Origin of the sequence: Sutcliffiella cohnii (genome assembly GCF_002250055.1) — a bacterium.
Lineage (GTDB): Bacteria > Bacillota > Bacilli > Bacillales > Bacillaceae_I > Sutcliffiella > Sutcliffiella cohnii.
The window spans coordinates 2,296,624-2,314,937 of sequence record NZ_CP018866.1 but is presented as its reverse complement, the minus strand read 5'-3'; the positions used below and the strand labels follow the sequence as shown (position 1 = coordinate 2,314,937).

Sequence of the window (18,314 nt, the reverse complement as noted above, 5' to 3'; positions counted from 1 at the left end):
TTCTAATTTTAGAAGGTTTCTAACGCGATTTATCTTCCGACAAACATTTGTGTCCAATAATGTCCATTTTCTGTATAACCTACACCGATATGTGTGAAATTAGGACTTAAGATATTCTTTCTATGCCCTTCACTATTCATCCAAGCATTTACTACTTCTTCAGGTGTACGTTGTCCCATGGCGATGTTTTCACCAGCAGTATTATAACTAATTCCGAAATCTCTCATCATGTCAAACGGAGATCCATAAGTAGGACTTGTATGTGAGAAGTAATTATTTTGTTGCATATCAACTGATTTTTGACGTGCAACATTACTTATTGATGCATCTGCTTTTAAATCTGATAATCCATTTTTTCGTCTCTCTGCATTTGTTAATTCAATTACTCGTTGTTCTACGTCGCTAATTCCTTGATTTGCTTGTTCTGTCGGTTGTTGTTGCTGTTGTTGCCCTTGCTGTTCTTGTTGTTCTCTGTCACTTGTTGGAGGAACTGGAGTAGCTTGTTCAGGTGCTTGCTGTTGGCCAGGTGTTTGTTGAGCTTGTCCTTGTCCCTGATTTGGTGCAGCAGCTTGTCCGCCACCTTGCCCACCTTGTTTTCCAAAACGATATACTTTAAATTCACCACGTCTAATTTGTTCACTATGAGGGAATTTACTACTAGGTGTTGTAGTCATATATGCGTTTGGATCAATTGTAATATAACCCTGTTTTACTCTTAAAACTTCATCACCAGTTGGTTCATTATTTCGAGTCTGATTTCGATGCGTTACGTTTGTAATATCCCCTAAATTATCGTTCGTTCCAGTTAATCGGTTCGTTAAGTTAGTATTGTTTCGGTCCGCACCATGTCGTAAAGTTCCCATTTGATTGGCGTTTTGCCCTAATGGCCCACCATCATATGTTACACCAGTAGTACCGTTTCCATATCCTTGGGCACCATCTTGAGCACCCATATTACATCCTGTTAGTGCCAATAATAATGCACTACCAATAAAAATATTTTTAATATTCACTTAAGTCTCCTCCTTTTTTATTAGGATATTACCTTTATATCGTTTCTTTTTTCATTTGAAACTATAGTTGGTAATTTCCGCGAAAAATGGGAGGAGTACCGTTATTTTTGGTTAAAATGTAAAATCCCTTCTAGTAGCTTTTGTACATAATAGCCTTCTTCAAAGTTGATAATAAATCCATTTTCTCCGTTTAACTCTTTATTTAGTTCACTTATTAATGATAATGGAGCACCTTCGTTCACTTTTTGGAAAGCACCACCTTTATTAGCCTTTTTAAACTCTCTCCAATTTTCAAGAGATACAGATGCTTCCGTTCCATGTATTACAAATTGTAAGTGTTCCTCTTCAGCGCTTCCTACATAACCGTCTACCACTAATTTAAACCCATTTTTCCATTGAAGCGTAGCAACAACACTCGTTTCACTACTGACTTCATCATTTGGATAATCTATTTCAGCGTAAGTTACTTTTGCATCGTTACCAAATAAATGAATTAACATTTGTAAATAATGTGGCATTATTTCTCTAATAAAGCCACCTTGAAATTTTTTACCAATCCAATTTGTTTTTTGCCAAGGTCTTGGCCATTCATGAAAATGCATTTTTAAGGTAGCTCTTTTCACTTCCCCTAACATCCCGTCGTTTAACATTTTTTTCAGCTCCCAAAACGGAAAACTATAGGCAAGGGGGAAATGAATAGCATGGATGATACCGGATTGTTTAGCTTTCTCTTTCATTTCTTCCGCTTCTTCTAATGAATTAGCAAGTGGTTTTTCGCATAAAATATGCTTACTGTGTTGTATTGCATAGATTGAAATTTCATTATGTAGTGAAGGTGGAACTGCAATATATATTAAATCTATTTCTGGAAGTTGTATTAATAATTTATAATCAGTGTAGCTATGTACATTTGCTAATTGTTTTGCCGTTTCTAAAACTAACTGTTCGTTTGTATCACATATTGCGTAAATTTCGATTTCATTACTTTCTTGAAATTGCTTAATAAGTCTTTGGCCGATTACTCCAAGTCCAATAATGCCAATCTTCTTCATCATACTATCCCCTTTTTTTGAAATATTTTATAAATAAAAAATAGTATAACATAATCATTTTAAAAAAATTATCTTTCCATAAAAAAAGGGAGTAAACAAAATGCCTCCCTCTCTTATACCTCGTAATATTATGTTATTGACTATGGTCCACATCTTATGTGAGAGTTTATTTCAACATTGGTGGTGTATTATGCAGGCTTGGTGGCGCAGGTGGAATAGTTGGTTTTTTCGCAAATGGCACCGGGTGTTGAACATATTGGAATACACCCATACTGTCCATACTTTTTCCAGATGCCCATCTACCAGTACTACTTTCCTCTCCAGCTGAAAGGTTCATAAACGCATAGGCCACTTCTTGTTTTTGAAGTTCTCGTGGGAAAGTGTTAGGCACTACTCTTCCTTCTTGTGCTTCTAATTCGGCAATGGCAGCCATCCACTGGTTTTGATGGGCTGTATCACGTGCGATTAACCACGATAACATATCTTTCACACCACGGTCTTCTGTCATTTCATAAAGTCGAACCGCTTGTAGCCTACCTTGAGATTCCGCATTTAAATTTGCACGAAAGTCAGCTAAAAGATTTCCACTTGCAACAATATACCCTGCATTCCAAGGCACGCCAACGCTATTTACCGGCATAGCTCCTAATCCAGACACAATGGCATGTTGAGGGTTCATTCCTCCCATGATTGCTTCAATTACTGGATTTTTAGCTGCGTGTTCTTGATCTTTTACAGGTGCTTTATCCAATAGTCTAGCAATCATCGTACTTAACATTTCAATATGTGCTAACTCTTCAGTGCCAGTGTCCATTAATAAGTCACGGTATTTTTCTAAACCTCTTGAAGTATTCCAACCTTGAAACAAATATTGCATTGCAACTGAAATTTCTCCAAATTGTCCACCTAATATTTCTTGTAACTTTTTGGCGTAGACTGGATCGGGTCTTTCTGGTTTCGCTCGATATTGTAGTTCTTTTACATGATAAAACATAGTCATCCCTCCAAACGTACTTCATGCCCAATATATGTGAAGGGTTAGGTAAGGGTTACTTAAATAAGAATATTTTTTACGCTACTATCTCTAGTACATATATCTCCATTTTTCATTAATTATAAAAAAATAGATAGATTCATCAGTAAATTAGTCCAAGCAGTTGGGAGAAATACACATAGAATACTATTGAAACTAGTTAATGGAGGTGAATAGGTTTGAGTAAAAGAGACTTCCAAAATGAAATGAACAAAGTTGCAGAATCTAGCGCTAACTTATTAGTTGACAATATTCTTCGCAAGCACAATGTAAAACTAGATAAAAACAGTCTCAGCGCTAGTCAAAAACAACACCTAAGAAAATTAGTGAAAGATTTACAAGCAACAGCAGAAAGACTCCAGCGCGAGTATAAAAAAGAGGAAAAAAATAAATAGGAGGAATTTAAATGGGTAGTCCATGGTTATTTGATTCAGGGTGTGACCGTCGTCATCAAGCAAGTATATTTGATACAGGATGTGACCGACGTCATCACACTAAAAGATGGAGTGCTTTAGATGATAGAGCACGTCATCCATTATGTAAAGATGATGTTCAACAATCTGTTCAAGAAAATAAAGTAATTCAAGAGTCCTATGAGCAAATTATTATTGAGGATTCTTGCGACATTGATGTTATTACAATTGATACGAAAGCAGCAGTATCCCTTCAAGCAGCAATTCAAGCAGCAATTGATTTAGTGTTAAACCTTTCTATTGCAGATAGCACGGAAGCACAAAGAATCTCGCAGGAATTAGTACAAAAATCTAAAACGGTTCAAGTGAATAAACAACAAACTCTTATTAGAAATTCTAAAAATGTAAGTGTACGAACTGCAGATACTGATTTAGTCATTAACATTCAACTATTGTTACAGATTTTAGTAGCATTAATTATTAGAGTTGGCGTTTTATAATCCCTCCCTCCATTAACTAAAAACTCCATGCAAGCACCCCCTTTTACAATATAAAGAGGAAGCGAAAGTGCTTCCTCTTATTCATTTCATCATTTATTCTCAATCTTTATAATTGAAACATAAGTATAGGTTTATTTATTTTTTATTTTTAGGCTCTTGAAATGTTTCACCAGCCATATAACTATCGCTAACTTGCTCGTGAGTCTCTGCTAAGCCAGAAGAAAGTTCATCACTGCGATTATAGTCTTTAACATCATATGTTCTACCAGCTATATCAGTGCTTTTATCTTTATTTTCCATCGGTCATCACCTCCAATGTTAGTATGCCCTTTTTTCTTTTTGTTACATAACTTTCTCTCTTTATAGTTATACGACATTGCTAACAAGCGCCCGAAAATTATTGTAGATGGAGTGGTATGGGACATTCATGTAAATTAATATGTATCATTAAGTACTTTAACAAAAACGAATGCGAATCATATAATAATTTATCCCTGTATAAGGCTTTACTAACAATCAGCAGCTATTGCTCCTGATTCATGCATTTCCTTATCCTGTCTCTTTCCTTCTTATCGTGTAAAAGGAGTGTATATTAAATGCAGTCTTCGAGACAATCAACTAATAGAAAGCCTAAGTTGTATGTAGATAGTATAAAACAACATCAGCAAGAACAATACCGGATGAATTATTTACAGCAATTGTTAAATGAGCAAAAAGAAATGAACGGCAACTTTTTAAAAAATGTACAATCAATGACAATTGATCTCCAAAATCATAAAGTTGAACAATTTAAATCGTTAAATGAATTAACAACGAAACTATCTGAACAAGAACATACTACGAATGAAATTGTTAAAGAAGTAAAACGAAACGATATCAATCACAACGAGATAATGAATCGGTTACAACATTTAGAATCATTAAGTACTAAAATAGAAAAAATGATAGATGATGAGCAACTATTAAACGAGGCTTCTGTTGAACAGCTTGCTTTTCTAGAACAACTAACGCAAAAGCTAGTAAAAAGAATTGACGAATATCATTCCACCCAACAAACATTGCAAAATCAATTAGAGAATCAAGATGAATTATTGGAAAAAATGAATGATAAATTAGAAATTCAAGAAATGTTTCATAAGTCAATAATAGAACGTTTTGATAAACAAGAAGTTACAAATCGAAAAATATTAAATCAATTAGATGGAATCAAAACATCTATTGTAGAAAAAATAGAAACAGTTTTAGATTCTTTAATGTTTCAGTATAAGCATACCATTCAATATATTAAAGAAATTGTCGTTACAAAACCAAATGTAGTACATCGTTTGCAAGTAAAACAAGGAAAAGGAAAAGGAAAAGAAGATAAACAAAAGAAAAATTCAATCTAGTTAAACTGTTGTATTAAATAATTTATTTCTTCTTTATGCGTTATACCTTCCGATGATGGTGTTTCTAAGATCATTGGAAGGTCTTTTAATGAATGAGATAAAATAAAACGTTTCATTTGCTCAATCGTTATTTGTCCATTACTGATATTTGCATGACGATCCTTCATTGAACCTGTTTTGTATTTTGAGTTATTCAAATGAACTGCTTTTACATGTTGAAAATAGCCTAATTCCTTTCCTTTTATCTCTACCTCTTCCCAATTATCACCCGACCACATTCCGCTAGCAAAAGCGTGACAACTATCCAAACAAAAGCCGATTTTTTCAGGGTAGTCTACAAGATTTCGGATTTGAACGAGCTCTTCTATTGTTGTTCCCATACCTCCACCTTTTCCTGCGTTATTTTCTATTAACAACAAACTTTTTCCATTCCACCTCGATAAAACTTCATTTAATGTATGTATCATTTTTTCATAACCGTGTAGTACATTATTTCCTTTATAAACACCAAAGTGAACGACAAGTCCAATAGAACCACATTCCTCGATAATTTCTAGGTCATTTATAATGGAATCCACATTTGCTTTTAACATAACTTCATTTTCCGGTATGAGGTTTGTCGGGTATGGGCTGTGGGCGATGGAGAGAATCCCATTTTCTGTACAAAAGTCTTTACACAATTTTGTATCATTTCGGTCCCATTTTTTTATTTTTAAACTTCGTGGATTTTTCGGGAAAAATTGAAAAGCACTAGCGTTATATTGTTTCGCTGTTTTTGCAGCGGCATAGTATCCATTTCGGATACTAACGTGGCAACCAAATATCAAAGTGATCCCTCTCCTTATGTTAGTCTTTTTAGGATTCCCGCCTGGTGCTTCCTTGATTCGGCTAAGTGTAAGCGTAAAAAAAGCACTAAGAGTTATACTCTTAGTGCTTAATAATGGAATGAATAATATGAATTGCTCTGTCAATATCGTTAGTAGAGACGTCGTAATGGGTTGTAAATCGAACTGTCGTAGGGCCGAAAGTCACTGCACGAACACCGTTTTTTTCTAATAAATGAACAAACTGTTCGGATGAGTATCCAGTATTTTTTACATCCACAACTATAATATTAGTATCAACGTCATTTACGACTTCAATGGAATTAATTTCCTGAAGACTGCTAGCCAATCTTGTTGCGTTTTCATGATCTTCTGCTAGTCTTTCTGTCATTTTCGTTAATGCAATGATACCAGGTGCTGCGAGAATACCTGCTTGGCGTAGTCCACCACCTAATCTTTTTCTCCATTTCCTCGCCTTTTCGATATAACTTTTTGAACCTGCAAGAATAGAGCCGACTGGCGCACCTAATCCTTTAGAGAGACAAATTTGAACAGTATCACTATATTGTGTAAATTGCTGAACGGAACAGTTACTACTTACAGCTGCGTTGAAAAGTCTAGCGCCATCAACGTGTACAGGAACATTATATTTTCTTGAAAGTTCATAGACATCTTTCATGTTTTCATAAGGGACAACTGCTCCTCCAGCACGATTATGAGTGTTTTCAAGACATATCAATCCGGTTTCTGGAAAATGTTGATCCTCCCCTCTAATTGCAAGACTCTATTTGTAAAGGATCCATTCGACCTTTTACTCCATTTATAGTTCTTGTTTGAACTCCTGCAAAAGCAGCGACAGCACCAGATTCGTAGTAAAAAATATGAGATTCAGATTCTAATAATATCTCATTCCCAGGTCGACAATGTGTTAAAACAGCAATCTGGTTACCTTGTGTACCGCTCGTTACAAATAATGCTGATTCTTTTCCTAAAATTTCTGCGGCTTTTTCTTCTAGTACGTTTACTGTAGGGTCTTCACGATAAACATCGTCACCTACCTCCGCTTCATATGCGGCACGTCTCATTTCTTCAGTAGGTTTTGTTACTGTATCACTTCTTAAATCAATCAATGGGATTACTCCTTTTACTTATATTTCTTTTATTATAAAACAATATGAAAAAGAACAGTATAAAATATTTAGCAAATCGAAATTTTTTTATTCATTTCTAAATATTGTCATGATATCATATCTCTAGATACATAAAGGAGCGGATATTTATGCAAGAAGCGAAAAAGTTATCAATGCCTTTAACGAATGAGGAAAAAACAACAGTTTATCCTATTCTTTTCGTAATTGGTTTTGTTCATTTGTTAAATGACGCTTTACAATCTGTTGTTCCCGCTATGTTTCCTATACTACAAGGAAGTATGGGACTAACATTTACGCAAATTGGGCTAATTGGTTTTGCGCTTAATTTTACATCATCCCTTATGCAACCATTAGTAGGTATGTATACGGATAAGCGACCATCCCCTTACGCTTTGCCGATTGGCCTTTGTTTTTCATTCATTGGTATTGTAGGTATTGCCCTAGCAAACTCTTATTGGTTAATTATTGTTTCGGTCTTACTAATAGGAATTGGCTCCGCTACTTTTCATCCTGAAGGATCCCGTGTTGCGTACATGGCGGCAGGGAATAAAAGAGGATTAGCTCAATCTATATACCAAGTTGGAGGAAACTCAGGTCAAGCACTTGCTCCACTAATAGCCGCAATTATTTTAATCCCTTTCGGTCAAAGAGGAGCTCTTTCCTTTACAGTAGTTGCAGGTTTGGCTATTATTCTCTTACTTTATATTGCTAAGTGGTATAGTAATGAAATTAAAAATGTTAGAACAGTATCTATAAAGAAGAAATCTCATAGTAATAATACCGAAACAAATAAGAAGCATAAGAAAATAATCGTATTTTCTATCTGTTTATTAATTTTTCTTGTATTTGCACGTTCATGGTTCCATGCAGGTATTACGAGCTTTTATGCGTTTTATATTATAAACGAATATGGTTTAACGATAACAGAGGCACAAATTTATATTTTTATCTTTTTAGCGACTGGAGCAGTAGGTACTTTTTTCGGAGGTCCCCTCGCGGATCGATATGGGAAAAGGAATATTATATTACTATCAATGTTAGGTTCTGCACCACTAGCATTACTATTACCGTTTGTTGGTCCGTTTACAGCTTATATATTAATTGGAATTATCGGGTTCATCATTTTATCAAGTTTCTCTGTAACTGTAGTATATGCTCAAGAGTTAGTCCCAGGAAAAATAGGTACAGTATCTGGTCTAATTGTAGGTTTAGCTTTTGGGATGGGGGCTGTTGGTTCTGTCGCACTTGGTTGGCTTGCTGATTTAATAGGTTTAACAAACACTATAATATTTGCTGCCTGTTTACCATTTATCGGGCTATTGACATTCTTTCTACCTTCCGATGAGAAAGTGAAGGAAATTCATCATTAATATGTATATATTACTTTAATAAGTGGCAAAAATGTTCCTAACAGGTTGTTAGGAGAGTGGTAAAAGTGGATATAATGTCTATTATTCGTTACGCGTGCTCCTTATTAGGTATTCTTTTCCTAGGCTTTACATACAAAAATATATTTACTAATGCAAAGAGAAAATACTTTACGAAAGATAATAAAGATCAGAAAAAAGAAATGTAAAATAAACAAGAGCTAGCGATATTGCTAGCTCTTATTTCATGTTATTTACTTTTAAGCACTAACAATTTGGCAATGTGGACATATGTACGATTTACGACTAGATATCTTTATTTTTTGTATAATACTATTACATCTTTTACACTTTTCTCCTTCACGATCATATACTTTCCTTCTCTCATAAAATGATCCTACTAGATTGTCCTCCTTATATAAAGGATTATCCATATATCCACCGTAATGAATTGCTTCTTTCATTACATTTACCATTGCGTGATAAAGATTACTTAATTGTTCTACAGTTAATGAAGTTTGTTCAGGGTGTACTTTTGCCTCGTAACAAATTTCATCTGAATACAAATTACCAATTCCTGCAACTACTTCCTGATTGATTAACGTTGTTTTTATTTTACCTCTTCTTTTTTGAAGTAGAGATACCCATTTTTCTAAACTTAATTCGTTTAATTCCGGTCCTAGATTTTCTAATTTTTTATTTAAAGCTTCTTTTTTAAGTAGATGTAAAAAGCCTAAACGTAATCCTATGAACTGTAGCTGCTTCGAGTTAAAAGTTATTATTATTTGTTTCGTTCGATCAGGTGTATCGTCTTCCCCACCTATGTACATCCATCCACCTAGCATTAAATGTAATAATAAGGAGTCTCCGGAATCAAGATCGAATAATAAATACTTCGCTCTCCTTCTAATATTTATAATTTTTCTCCCTATTAACTCGTTACGAAAGGTGACAACAGGTACATTAATAGACTTTTCGCGGTTAATGACGACATCTGTAATTGGTAAGTTATTTACACTCGTAGATAACAGTCGCCTGTACGTTTCCATTTCTGGCATTTCTGGCATGATAATTCTCCTTTTGTTATTTTTTCAAGGGGTTTGCATGCTCCATTAAATAATCTACATACTCTCGATCCCGAACAAGCCATGCTCCAAATGTTCGTTTTAAATGGCGTTCTGCTTCTATATAGGTTGAAAATTTCTCTTCCAACGGTTTCCCTTCGTGTACTAACTTCCAAGTTCCATTGGCATTTATTATAAAAAACAACCCATTTTCTTTCGTACGATAAAGGGAACCATTGCGTGATTCTTTCACATTATATACATTATTAAACGCATCCATCTTTATTGGTTCCAGTTTAAACGTATTTGAAACAAATAAAGTATACGCCTTATCTGTTAAAAGACAGCCAGCTGCTTTAGAATGTCCTCCTCCATCAAATTGAGAGGCTATTAAGGAAACGTCTATTTCATCATGAACGGTACGCAAACTAATGCGTCTACTTCCCATGTTAACGATAGCAATATAATCTAAATGGGTATTATGTTTTCCAAATTCATTTCCTAATTCTGAAATATATGATTCGGCAAAAACGACACCTACTATTTTTCCATCAATATTTGTTTGAATAAGTTCTCTTTGCTTTCTTCGCAAATAACGTTCCATTTTATTTTCTTCTAAATCTAGTATTTGTGATTCAAAGTCATCAAATTGAAAAGGTTCATTTCTTTCTAATCTAGGAAGCATTCTGTCAACGAATTCATCAATGGATAGCATATAAAAAAGGTCATTTAGTCTTTTTGCTTCCGTATTTCCATTTGCATCCCATTCCCAAGTATCATATTGTCTAACTAATTCTACAAAGTCTTCTATTGCTTTATTTGTAGTGATTTCACCCTCTTCTTTTAGATAATCAAATAATAAGGATGTGGCACTTGTTAACCGTCCATCTTCGTATTCCACTGTTACATTTCCCCATGAATGTTCATTTAAATGAAGAGCTGATTTATGATGGTCAATTAATATTGCGTTGCCGCCATTTTCGATAAAAGTTGTAATAAGTGCTTCGTTTCGCTCATTTACTGATAAATCTGTGATCATAAGTTTGTGTTCGATGTTGCCAGCCTCTATGAACTTTTCTACTTGAATATTCAAGCTTCCTACCGAATTGTAATGAACTTCTACCTTTTTTTGGAAAGTTAGTTTTGCTATAATGGCACATCCTATTCCGTCTAGGTCGTTATGTGTGAATAAATGAATCATTTCTAACACTCCTTTTCTTATGATGTTGCATGGGGGTATACCTTAAAAATTGATTAAGGTGGTGTGATTGATAACAAATAATAACGTTTGATAAAACGGTTTTTACTAGCTTTTTGTTCAAGTTTATTTGCTAGAGGTCTACTCTCTATTATTTCTACAATCTAAAGAAATAATATCTTTTTATTTTCTTTTTTGAGCTTATAAGAAAGTATAAAGTGTTTAAACTATATAAAGCGTTAGATTCAACGATAGAAAATAGTTTACTTGTTATATTCGCAAAATAAATACTTACGCAACTATCTTTGTCCAAGGACCTTGCATGTTTGTGAGTTTTTCTAAATAAACAAAAAAACAGCCATTAAAGGCTGTTATTTCGCATATTCTTCTCCCCAAACTTCTTTAATATAAGCATCACGTCCAGATTCGATTCGCTCTTGCTTATATTTTTCAGGGTTCTTTTTATAAAAATGTTGATGATAGTCTTCCGCTTCATAAAAATATGTAGCTTTTTTTATTTCTGTTACAATAGGCTTTTTATATCTTCCGCTTTCTTCAATTGCTTTCTTAGATGCTTCCGCTAGTTTTTGTTGCTCTGAAGTGTGATAAAAAATAGCAGTACGATATTGTGGTCCTCTATCAAAAAATTGACCATCCGGATCTGTTGGGTCAATTTGTGGCCAATATAGTTCCAATAATTTTTCATAGGAAAATAACGATGGATCGTACGTTATTTGAACAACTTCATAATGACCTGAAGTTCCTGTTTTAACTTGTTCATATGTAGGGTTTTCAATTGTTCCACCAGTATATCCTGATACAACTTTTTCAATCCCTGGCATTTCATCAAAAGGCTTTACCATACACCAAAAACATCCACCAGCAAAAGTAGCAAGCTCCAATGTTTTATTAGACATTTTAATTCCCCCTATTCCTTCTATTATAAGATTTTATCATTATTGAAAGGAATGGTACAAATAATTATTATTGTATTTCTTAATAATAGTAAAAAATACTATAAAGAACACGATTTCAATCGTTTACTATAAAGATTATTGTAGTATAGCAATTTGTGAGAACTATGAATGATAGGAGATTAGAAAATTCATGACAAACGTAGAACTCTTTAGCCAATTCTGGATTATCATTTTATTTTTAATCCCGATGGTATTAATTTCTAGGACTGTAGTTGCTGGTACTAGGTATTCCCCAATATTAATTATCGTAATTTTCGGCCTCGCTATGGGGTATTTACTAGTATTTAGTGGGGTATCTACACCAGGCTTGCCCGAATTCCCATTTGTTGACTTAATTGCGAAAACGACGATTGTAGCTCTAACCGTCTCTTTCTTTGTTGGTGGACAAGAGCTACGAAAAATCTTGAGTAATAAAAACTTGGACGATGTAGATGTCGTTATCCCTGCAACAGACGAAATTATATTAGGGACGTCAAGAACTCAATTTTTCTATATTATAAGAGCTTTCTTTTTATTGTTTGGAATAGAGGGTCTATTCCGATTAATAGTAACAACTAACAATAGTTTTTCATTTTATCCTTTAATGGCTTATATCGGATTAGTTTTAGCGGTTATTTTAATTGATAACAAGGCAAAAATAGATAATAAGCATTTATACTTACGAAAAGGCATTTATGAAATTATCGCCATTGTTTTAGTATTAGTTTCTTCCTATTCCATTGCTGAGTGGATCTCCGGCTTAATTGCTCTACCACAAATATTTTTTGCAATGATGATTTCTGCTGGCTTAGGTGCCATTCTATACAACTGGACATTTGGACCAACTATTAGGTCTTTATTATTTGCAGGTATCCCGGTCGTTTTAGCTGCTAACTTTATGGTTGGTGGATCTAGAATGGGCGATGCATTTGAAATTTCAGGTATGAACGCTGTATTAACATATGGATTTTTCGGCCAATTATTTTGGATGTTCGGTGGAATAGCACTTATTATGCTATTTGCTAAATCAGCTAACGCACGTAATTTAGCACCTGGTATGGCAGGGGCATTATCGCATTCAGGTTTAACTGGAGCATGTACAGCAGGTGATTTTGGTAGTGTGGCTGCTCAACGTGCGCCAATCATGATTAACATTCCATTTTTTGGCCATGTTTTCGTGTTTTCCATTCTTGCCGTAAGTGCTGAACGTGGAGAGCTATGGATTGTCCCAGCTATGATTATTGTAGCTATCGGTGTTGGATTAACCATTCTTTCACTAGTAAATTTAAGAAAAGCTAACGGCATAGATCAACGAGAAATAAAAGCGTTAATGCAATTTTCTTTTGGGTGGCAGCTTACTGCTGTATTTGGAGGATTAGCAATTTTAAGTTTAAGTGCAATGTCTATGGAGTATGCTGCAATGGCTCAAACGTCCGCTATATCGCATTTTGGCTTATTTGCAGCGGTTCAAGAAGGTATGTTTGGTACTGATGCGGCAGCTTTAATTCCATTTATTTTTTCCATGCCGTTTCTAGTTCACCCTCTCGTATTTTACATGTTTGGGAAGGCGATGGAAAATGATGGAGAAATGCCAATTATTCCAGTTTATCTATTAGCTGCAGTCGGGTTTGTAGGAATTGTAATATCATTATTCGTTTTTTGATTAAGAACAAATGCGCCCTCCGGAACTAGACGTATCAACGCAAGTTTAGTTGTTAGTTGAACGATAAAAAAAACATCCAAAAGGATGTTTTTTTTATACTACTTCCAAGCGATGCTTCGCAATGGTTGCTTTAATGGCCATATAGTCAACTTCTTCAGGTAGAGCTTCTTTAATAGGCTTTAATTTTTCTGTACCAATCTCTTTAATAGTTGTAACGATAAGTTCTTCGTACTCCTCCGGAATAAAGTAATTCCAATTTACTTCTATCCCTTCTTTATCGCATTTTAAAAAATGATTTTGAATGGTAAAGATACTCATGTTCCGTTGTTTCGCAATCTCCGAAAGAGTGGAACCATTATTAAACATAGAAATGGTAACGAGATGACTAGGTTCGGTTGATACATTCTCATTTATTACAGTTGCATTACCTGTAGGAACTTTCCTAGCCCCACCGTTATTCTCTATATATTCTTGTATCGCTTTAATAAATTGTTCACCAAATTGTTCCCATTTATGTTCACCAACGCCTTTAATTGCTAACATGCGCTCCTTACTCGTAGGTAGCTCTCTACTTATATCTAATAGTGTGGAATCAGAAAATACAACATATGGTGGGACGTTTCTTTCTTGTGCAATTAATCTTCTTAACTGACGAAGTTTTTCAAAGAGAGCGTCATCTGTAGCAACACTAGTCGTTTGTTTTTTAATCTTTAACAACACTTTCTCTCCATTCGTTAATACCCCTGTAGAGCGTCTCCCTAATTTTACAACTGGAAACTGCCCTTCTGTTAAAAATAAATATCCTTCGGCACTTAATATATTCATTAATTCTACTATTTGTTTTTCTGTATAGTTACTCATAATTCCATAAGTTTTTAATGTATGAAAGTTAAATTGTTGTAACTTTTTTTCCTTTGAACCTTTTAAGACTTTTGCGACCATCGTCATCCCAAAACGCTCATTCATCCTTTTGATACAAGAAAATATTTTTTGGGCCTCGATCGTAATATCACGCTCTTCATAATCCCCAGAACAATTACTGCATCTTCCACAGTCATTAGTATTACTTTCACCGAAATATTCTGTTATATATGTTTGATGACAGCGGGTAGTGAAACAATAATCTACCATAGCTTGTAGTTTTTGATATTCCACAGATTTCCGCTCGCTGTTTAGTAAGCTTTGTTCAATCAAAAATTTTTGTAATTGAATGTCTCGTGCATTAAACAAAATGGTACACTCACTCTTTAAACCGTCCCTACCAGCTCTACCAGCCTCTTGGTAGTAGGATTCTATCGTTCTTGGCATATTATAATGAATCACGTACCGAACGTTGGACTTATCGATCCCCATTCCAAATGCATTTGTAGCCACCATGACATCAACTTCATCAAAAAGAAACTTATCCTGTGATACCTTTCGTTCTTCTTCTCCCATCCCGCCATGGTATTTTGAAACAGAATATCCCCATGTTGCAATTTTTTCTGTTAAGCTGTCTACTTCTTTTCTTGTTGCAGCATAAATAATCCCGGAAACTTCTTTATTTGCCTGCAAGTATTTTGATATATATTTTTCTTTATCAGTGCCTCGTTCAACATTAAAAAATAAGTTTTCTCTACTGAATCCAGTTATAAAAGTATCTTTCTCTTCTATACGTAATACTTCCCTAATGTCTTCAGACACTTCTTCTGTTGCAGTGGCAGTAAATGCTGCGATTAAAGGCTTATTTTGTAATTGCTGAATAAAACTACCTATTTTTCGATAGCTTGGACGAAAATCATGGCCCCATTGAGAAAGACAGTGAGCCTCATCCACTGCTATAAAAGAAACATTTACTTTATTAAAATAACTAGCAATCTGGGAAGTATGTAATCTCTCAGGAGCAATATAAATAATTTTAAATTCTTCCTTTAAGACTTTATAAAGTCTTTCTTCTATTTCTTCATTTGAAATAGAACTATTAATATAGGTTGCAGCTATTCCTATGCTAGTTAGCGAATCAACTTGGTCTTTCATTAAAGATATTAATGGTGATATGACAATTGTTACACCATCCATTAGTAATGCTGGTATTTGATAGCAGATAGACTTTCCTCCACCAGTAGGCATAATACCTAAAGTTGGATGACCACTTAATATATTTTCAATAATACTTTTTTGCCCTTCTCTAAAATCAGAATAACCGTAATATTTTTGTAGTATATTTTTCGCTTCAATCAACTAAAAGCACCTCATTATATTATGTGTTGGAATATTTTTAAAAGATGGAGAGTAATGGGGATCGTAAAATAAAAAGTAGCATTATACAAACACGTCATAAATAGCCGTTTTTAACTGTTTAAAAATATTTTCATCACCTATTTGTTGTTCTAAATTGTCCATTACACTTTCATAGTACCATTTTTGCTTTTCTCTTCCTCGATTAAATCGACTCCATACTTCGGCACCATTCTTTTTTAAGTCTTCTTGAATACTTAATAAGTTATGAAGTTTATCAGCACATATAATGAAGCAAGTTTCTTTATCGGCTGTTTTTACTTTTTGTATTGCATCGCTTTTGCGTTCTTCCCAACTCAATTTCTTATTCTTCTCTGTACATTTATCAACAAGTGTAGATACCTTTTCTCCAAATATAAGAGAAAGCTCTTTTAAAGTAATCTCGGTGTCTTCGACAATGTCATGGAGTATGCCGGCGATGACGACTTCTTCTTCGCAGTTTTCTTTTTGTAACATCATCCCAACTGCAAATGGATGAGAAATGTAAGGAATGTTTGTACCTTTTCTGAACTGGTTCCTATGAGCGATGGAAGCAAATTCAATTGCCAAATTAATGTTAGACATAATATATCCCCCTATTTAAATAACTTCCGGAGCATTCTTCCTGTACCTTTTCCAGCAACCCTCCTACCTGCACGTTTTGCCATTTTCTTTGGGTTTCCAGATGTAATCGCTTGGATATCGCCTAAAATCTTTGCTGTTTTATAAAGTTTTGAGCGAATTTTACTAATCTTCACGTCTATCACCTCCTACACCTTATTTTATCATGTAAGCTTAAAAAAATTAATGAATAAATCTTAATTAGACAATTGTTGTTCTAAATTAAATTAAAAGTGAATACGCTTACAATGGACTAGTTAAACTAGATCACTATTTAGTTAGGGGGAGTATAGATGATATACAAAAATCCAGGGGAAAATGGTTCCAAAGTGACCTTTAAAAAACGTTATGATAATTTTATTGGTGGTGAATGGGTTTCACCTATAAATGGGGAGTACTTTGAGAACGTTACTCCTGTTACTGGACAAGCCTTTTGTGAAGTTGCTAGGTCCCAAAATGAAGATATTCAACTTGCGTTAGATGCAGCCCATAGAGCAAAAGAAACTTGGGGAAAAACATCTGTTACAGAGCGATCAAATTTATTAAATAAAATAGCAAATCGTATGGAAGAAAATATCGAAATGTTAGCTGTAGCGGAAACATGGGAAAACGGTAAACCTGTAAGAGAAACGTTAGCAGCTGATTTACCTTTAGCTATTGATCATTTCCGTTATTTTGCCTCTGCTATTAGAGCGCAAGAAGGAACAGTTGGAGAAATTGACCAAGATACGGTTGCCTATCATTTTCATGAACCACTTGGTGTTGTAGGACAAATTATTCCATGGAACTTTCCGTTATTAATGGCTGTGTGGAAATTAGCTCCTGCTCTTGCAGCTGGAAACTGTGTTGTTTTAAAGCCGGCTGAACAAACACCATCGTCTATTATGGTACTAATGGAGCTAATTCAAGATTTACTACCACCTGGTGTTGTAAATGTGGTAAACGGTTTTGGTTTAGAAGCCGGTAAACCATTAGCATCTAGCGACAGAATTGCCAAAATTGCTTTTACTGGTGAAACAACTACAGGTAGACTAATTATGCAATATGCTTCCCAAAACATTATACCAGTAACGTTAGAGCTCGGAGGTAAGTCGCCAAATATATTCTTTGAAGATGTTTTCGCGCAAGACGATGAATTTTTAGACAAAGCGATCGAAGGTTTTGTCATGTTTGCATTAAACCAAGGTGAAGTTTGTACTTGCCCTTCTCGTGCTTTAATTCACGAATCCATTTATGACAAGTTTATGGACCGTGCCTTAGAGAGGGTGAAACAAATAAAACAAGGAAATCCTTTAGATACTGAAACAATGATTGGCGCACAAGCATCTTCAGAGCAATTAGAAAAAATACTTTCCTATATTGATATTGGACAACAAGAAGGTGCAGAAGTTTTAACGGGAGGTGCGAGAAATTACTTAGAAGGAGAGTTACAGGGTGGATATTATGTAAAACCGACTGTATTTAAAGGAACTAACGATATGAGAATTTTCCAAGAGGAAATTTTCGGTCCAGTTGTATCTGTAACAACTTTTAAAGATGCTGAAGAAGCACTAAGTATTGCAAACGATACTTTATACGGTTTAGGTGCTGGTGTGTGGACTAGAGATATGAATACAGCATACCGCTTTGGTAGAAAGATTGAAGCCGGTCGAGTTTGGACAAATTGCTACCATGCATACCCTGCTCATGCAGCTTTTGGAGGATATAAAATGAGCGGAGTTGGTAGAGAAAATCATAAAATGATGTTAAGTCATTACCAACAAACGAAAAATTTACTAGTTAGCTATAGCCCTAAAAAATTAGGCTTCTTTTAAA

The 18,314-nt window shown here is 34.6% G+C and carries 18 protein-coding genes and 1 pseudogene; 7 read left to right on the top strand and 12 right to left on the bottom strand.

Features of this window, described 5'->3' with window-relative positions; genetic code table 11:
- Window positions 1-29: 29 nt before the first annotated feature.
- The 3 genes from BC6307_RS11445 to BC6307_RS11435 all read right to left on the bottom strand — a co-directional run bounded on the left by BC6307_RS11445 (window position 30) and on the right by BC6307_RS11435 (window position 3,059).
- Window positions 30-1,013, bottom strand: coding sequence for a CAP domain-containing protein (locus tag BC6307_RS11445; RefSeq protein WP_235858027.1), 984 nt, complete (start codon window positions 1,011-1,013; stop codon window positions 30-32).
- A 101-nt stretch (window positions 1,014-1,114) separates the two neighbouring features.
- A complete protein-coding gene (locus BC6307_RS11440) occupies window positions 1,115-2,068 on the bottom strand; it encodes a Gfo/Idh/MocA family protein (RefSeq protein WP_084380083.1) in 954 nt (317 codons plus the stop codon).
- Between the two features lie 163 nt (window positions 2,069-2,231).
- Window positions 2,232-3,059, bottom strand: coding sequence for a manganese catalase (locus tag BC6307_RS11435; protein WP_066410916.1), 828 nt, complete (start codon window positions 3,057-3,059; stop codon window positions 2,232-2,234).
- Window positions 3,060-3,277: 218 nt separating this feature from the next.
- On the opposite strand from BC6307_RS11435, the gene BC6307_RS11430 reads away from it, so the two are divergent.
- A complete protein-coding gene (locus BC6307_RS11430) occupies window positions 3,278-3,493 on the top strand; it encodes a hypothetical protein (protein WP_066410914.1) in 216 nt (71 codons plus the stop codon).
- Between the two features lie 11 nt (window positions 3,494-3,504).
- Window positions 3,505-4,011 carry a spore coat protein gene (locus BC6307_RS11425; RefSeq protein WP_084380081.1) on the top strand — a complete coding sequence of 169 codons (507 nt, stop codon included), beginning with the start codon at window positions 3,505-3,507 and terminating at the stop codon, window positions 4,009-4,011.
- Between the two features lie 135 nt (window positions 4,012-4,146).
- Here BC6307_RS11425 and BC6307_RS11420 read toward each other — a convergent pair whose 3' ends face one another.
- Window positions 4,147-4,311 (bottom strand): YozQ family protein, encoded by a 165-nt coding sequence (locus BC6307_RS11420; RefSeq protein WP_084380079.1) that lies wholly within the window; start codon window positions 4,309-4,311, stop codon window positions 4,147-4,149.
- 296 nt (window positions 4,312-4,607) lie between these two features.
- Here BC6307_RS11420 and BC6307_RS11415 point away from each other — a divergent pair, with 296 nt between their 5' ends.
- The gene (locus BC6307_RS11415) at window positions 4,608-5,399 is read left to right on the top strand and encodes a hypothetical protein (RefSeq protein ID WP_066410912.1); all 792 of its coding nucleotides are present in this window, start codon (window positions 4,608-4,610) and stop codon (window positions 5,397-5,399) included.
- Here BC6307_RS11415 and BC6307_RS11410 read toward each other — a convergent pair.
- Both BC6307_RS11410 and ltaE read right to left on the bottom strand, forming a co-directional pair.
- Window positions 5,396-6,226, bottom strand: a complete 831-nt coding sequence (locus BC6307_RS11410; RefSeq protein ID WP_084380077.1) for a deoxyribonuclease IV — start codon at window positions 6,224-6,226, stop codon at window positions 5,396-5,398. The genes BC6307_RS11415 and BC6307_RS11410 overlap by 4 nt on opposite strands.
- A gap of 100 nt (window positions 6,227-6,326) precedes the next feature.
- Window positions 6,327-7,353, bottom strand: a pseudogene (gene ltaE, locus BC6307_RS11405) (low-specificity L-threonine aldolase).
- Window positions 7,354-7,502: 149 nt separating this feature from the next.
- On the opposite strand from ltaE, the gene BC6307_RS11400 reads away from it, so the two are divergent.
- Together BC6307_RS11400 and BC6307_RS25070 are read left to right on the top strand one after the other, a co-directional pair.
- Window positions 7,503-8,744: an MFS transporter gene (locus BC6307_RS11400; protein WP_066410909.1), complete on the top strand. Its 1,242-nt coding sequence runs from the start codon at window positions 7,503-7,505 to the stop codon at window positions 8,742-8,744.
- A 65-nt stretch (window positions 8,745-8,809) separates the two neighbouring features.
- The gene (locus BC6307_RS25070; protein WP_169714883.1) at window positions 8,810-8,950 is read left to right on the top strand and encodes a hypothetical protein; all 141 of its coding nucleotides are present in this window, start codon (window positions 8,810-8,812) and stop codon (window positions 8,948-8,950) included.
- 51 nt (window positions 8,951-9,001) lie between these two features.
- Here BC6307_RS25070 and BC6307_RS11395 read toward each other — a convergent pair whose 3' ends face one another.
- From BC6307_RS11395 to msrA, 3 genes are all read right to left on the bottom strand, one after another.
- Entirely contained in the window at window positions 9,002-9,808 is an 807-nt protein-coding gene (locus BC6307_RS11395) for an Fpg/Nei family DNA glycosylase (RefSeq protein WP_066410908.1), read from the bottom strand.
- Between the two features lie 16 nt (window positions 9,809-9,824).
- Window positions 9,825-11,006 (bottom strand): DHH family phosphoesterase, encoded by a 1,182-nt coding sequence (locus BC6307_RS11390; protein WP_066410902.1) that lies wholly within the window; start codon window positions 11,004-11,006, stop codon window positions 9,825-9,827.
- Between the two features lie 368 nt (window positions 11,007-11,374).
- Window positions 11,375-11,920 (bottom strand): peptide-methionine (S)-S-oxide reductase MsrA, encoded by a 546-nt coding sequence (msrA, locus tag BC6307_RS11385; RefSeq protein ID WP_066410900.1) that lies wholly within the window; start codon window positions 11,918-11,920, stop codon window positions 11,375-11,377.
- Window positions 11,921-12,110: 190 nt separating this feature from the next.
- Between msrA and BC6307_RS11380 the strand changes: the two genes are divergently transcribed.
- Window positions 12,111-13,622, top strand: coding sequence for a hypothetical protein (locus BC6307_RS11380; RefSeq protein WP_066410897.1), 1,512 nt, complete (start codon window positions 12,111-12,113; stop codon window positions 13,620-13,622).
- Window positions 13,623-13,715: 93 nt separating this feature from the next.
- Here the strand turns inward: BC6307_RS11380 and recQ are convergent, their stop codons facing one another.
- The 3 genes from recQ to BC6307_RS25065 form a co-directional block, all read right to left on the bottom strand.
- Window positions 13,716-15,842 carry a DNA helicase RecQ gene (gene recQ, locus BC6307_RS11375; RefSeq protein ID WP_066410895.1) on the bottom strand — a complete coding sequence of 709 codons (2,127 nt, stop codon included), beginning with the start codon at window positions 15,840-15,842 and terminating at the stop codon, window positions 13,716-13,718.
- Between the two features lie 81 nt (window positions 15,843-15,923).
- A complete protein-coding gene (locus BC6307_RS11370; RefSeq protein WP_066410893.1) occupies window positions 15,924-16,463 on the bottom strand; it encodes an HD domain-containing protein in 540 nt (179 codons plus the stop codon).
- Between the two features lie 11 nt (window positions 16,464-16,474).
- Complete coding sequence (locus BC6307_RS25065) at window positions 16,475-16,636, bottom strand: hypothetical protein (RefSeq protein ID WP_169714882.1); 162 nt, start codon at window positions 16,634-16,636, stop codon at window positions 16,475-16,477.
- A gap of 156 nt (window positions 16,637-16,792) precedes the next feature.
- Here BC6307_RS25065 and adh point away from each other — a divergent pair, with 156 nt between their 5' ends.
- Complete coding sequence (gene adh / locus BC6307_RS11365) at window positions 16,793-18,313, top strand: aldehyde dehydrogenase (protein ID WP_066410891.1); 1,521 nt, start codon at window positions 16,793-16,795, stop codon at window positions 18,311-18,313.
- Window position 18,314 lies beyond the last annotated feature (1 nt).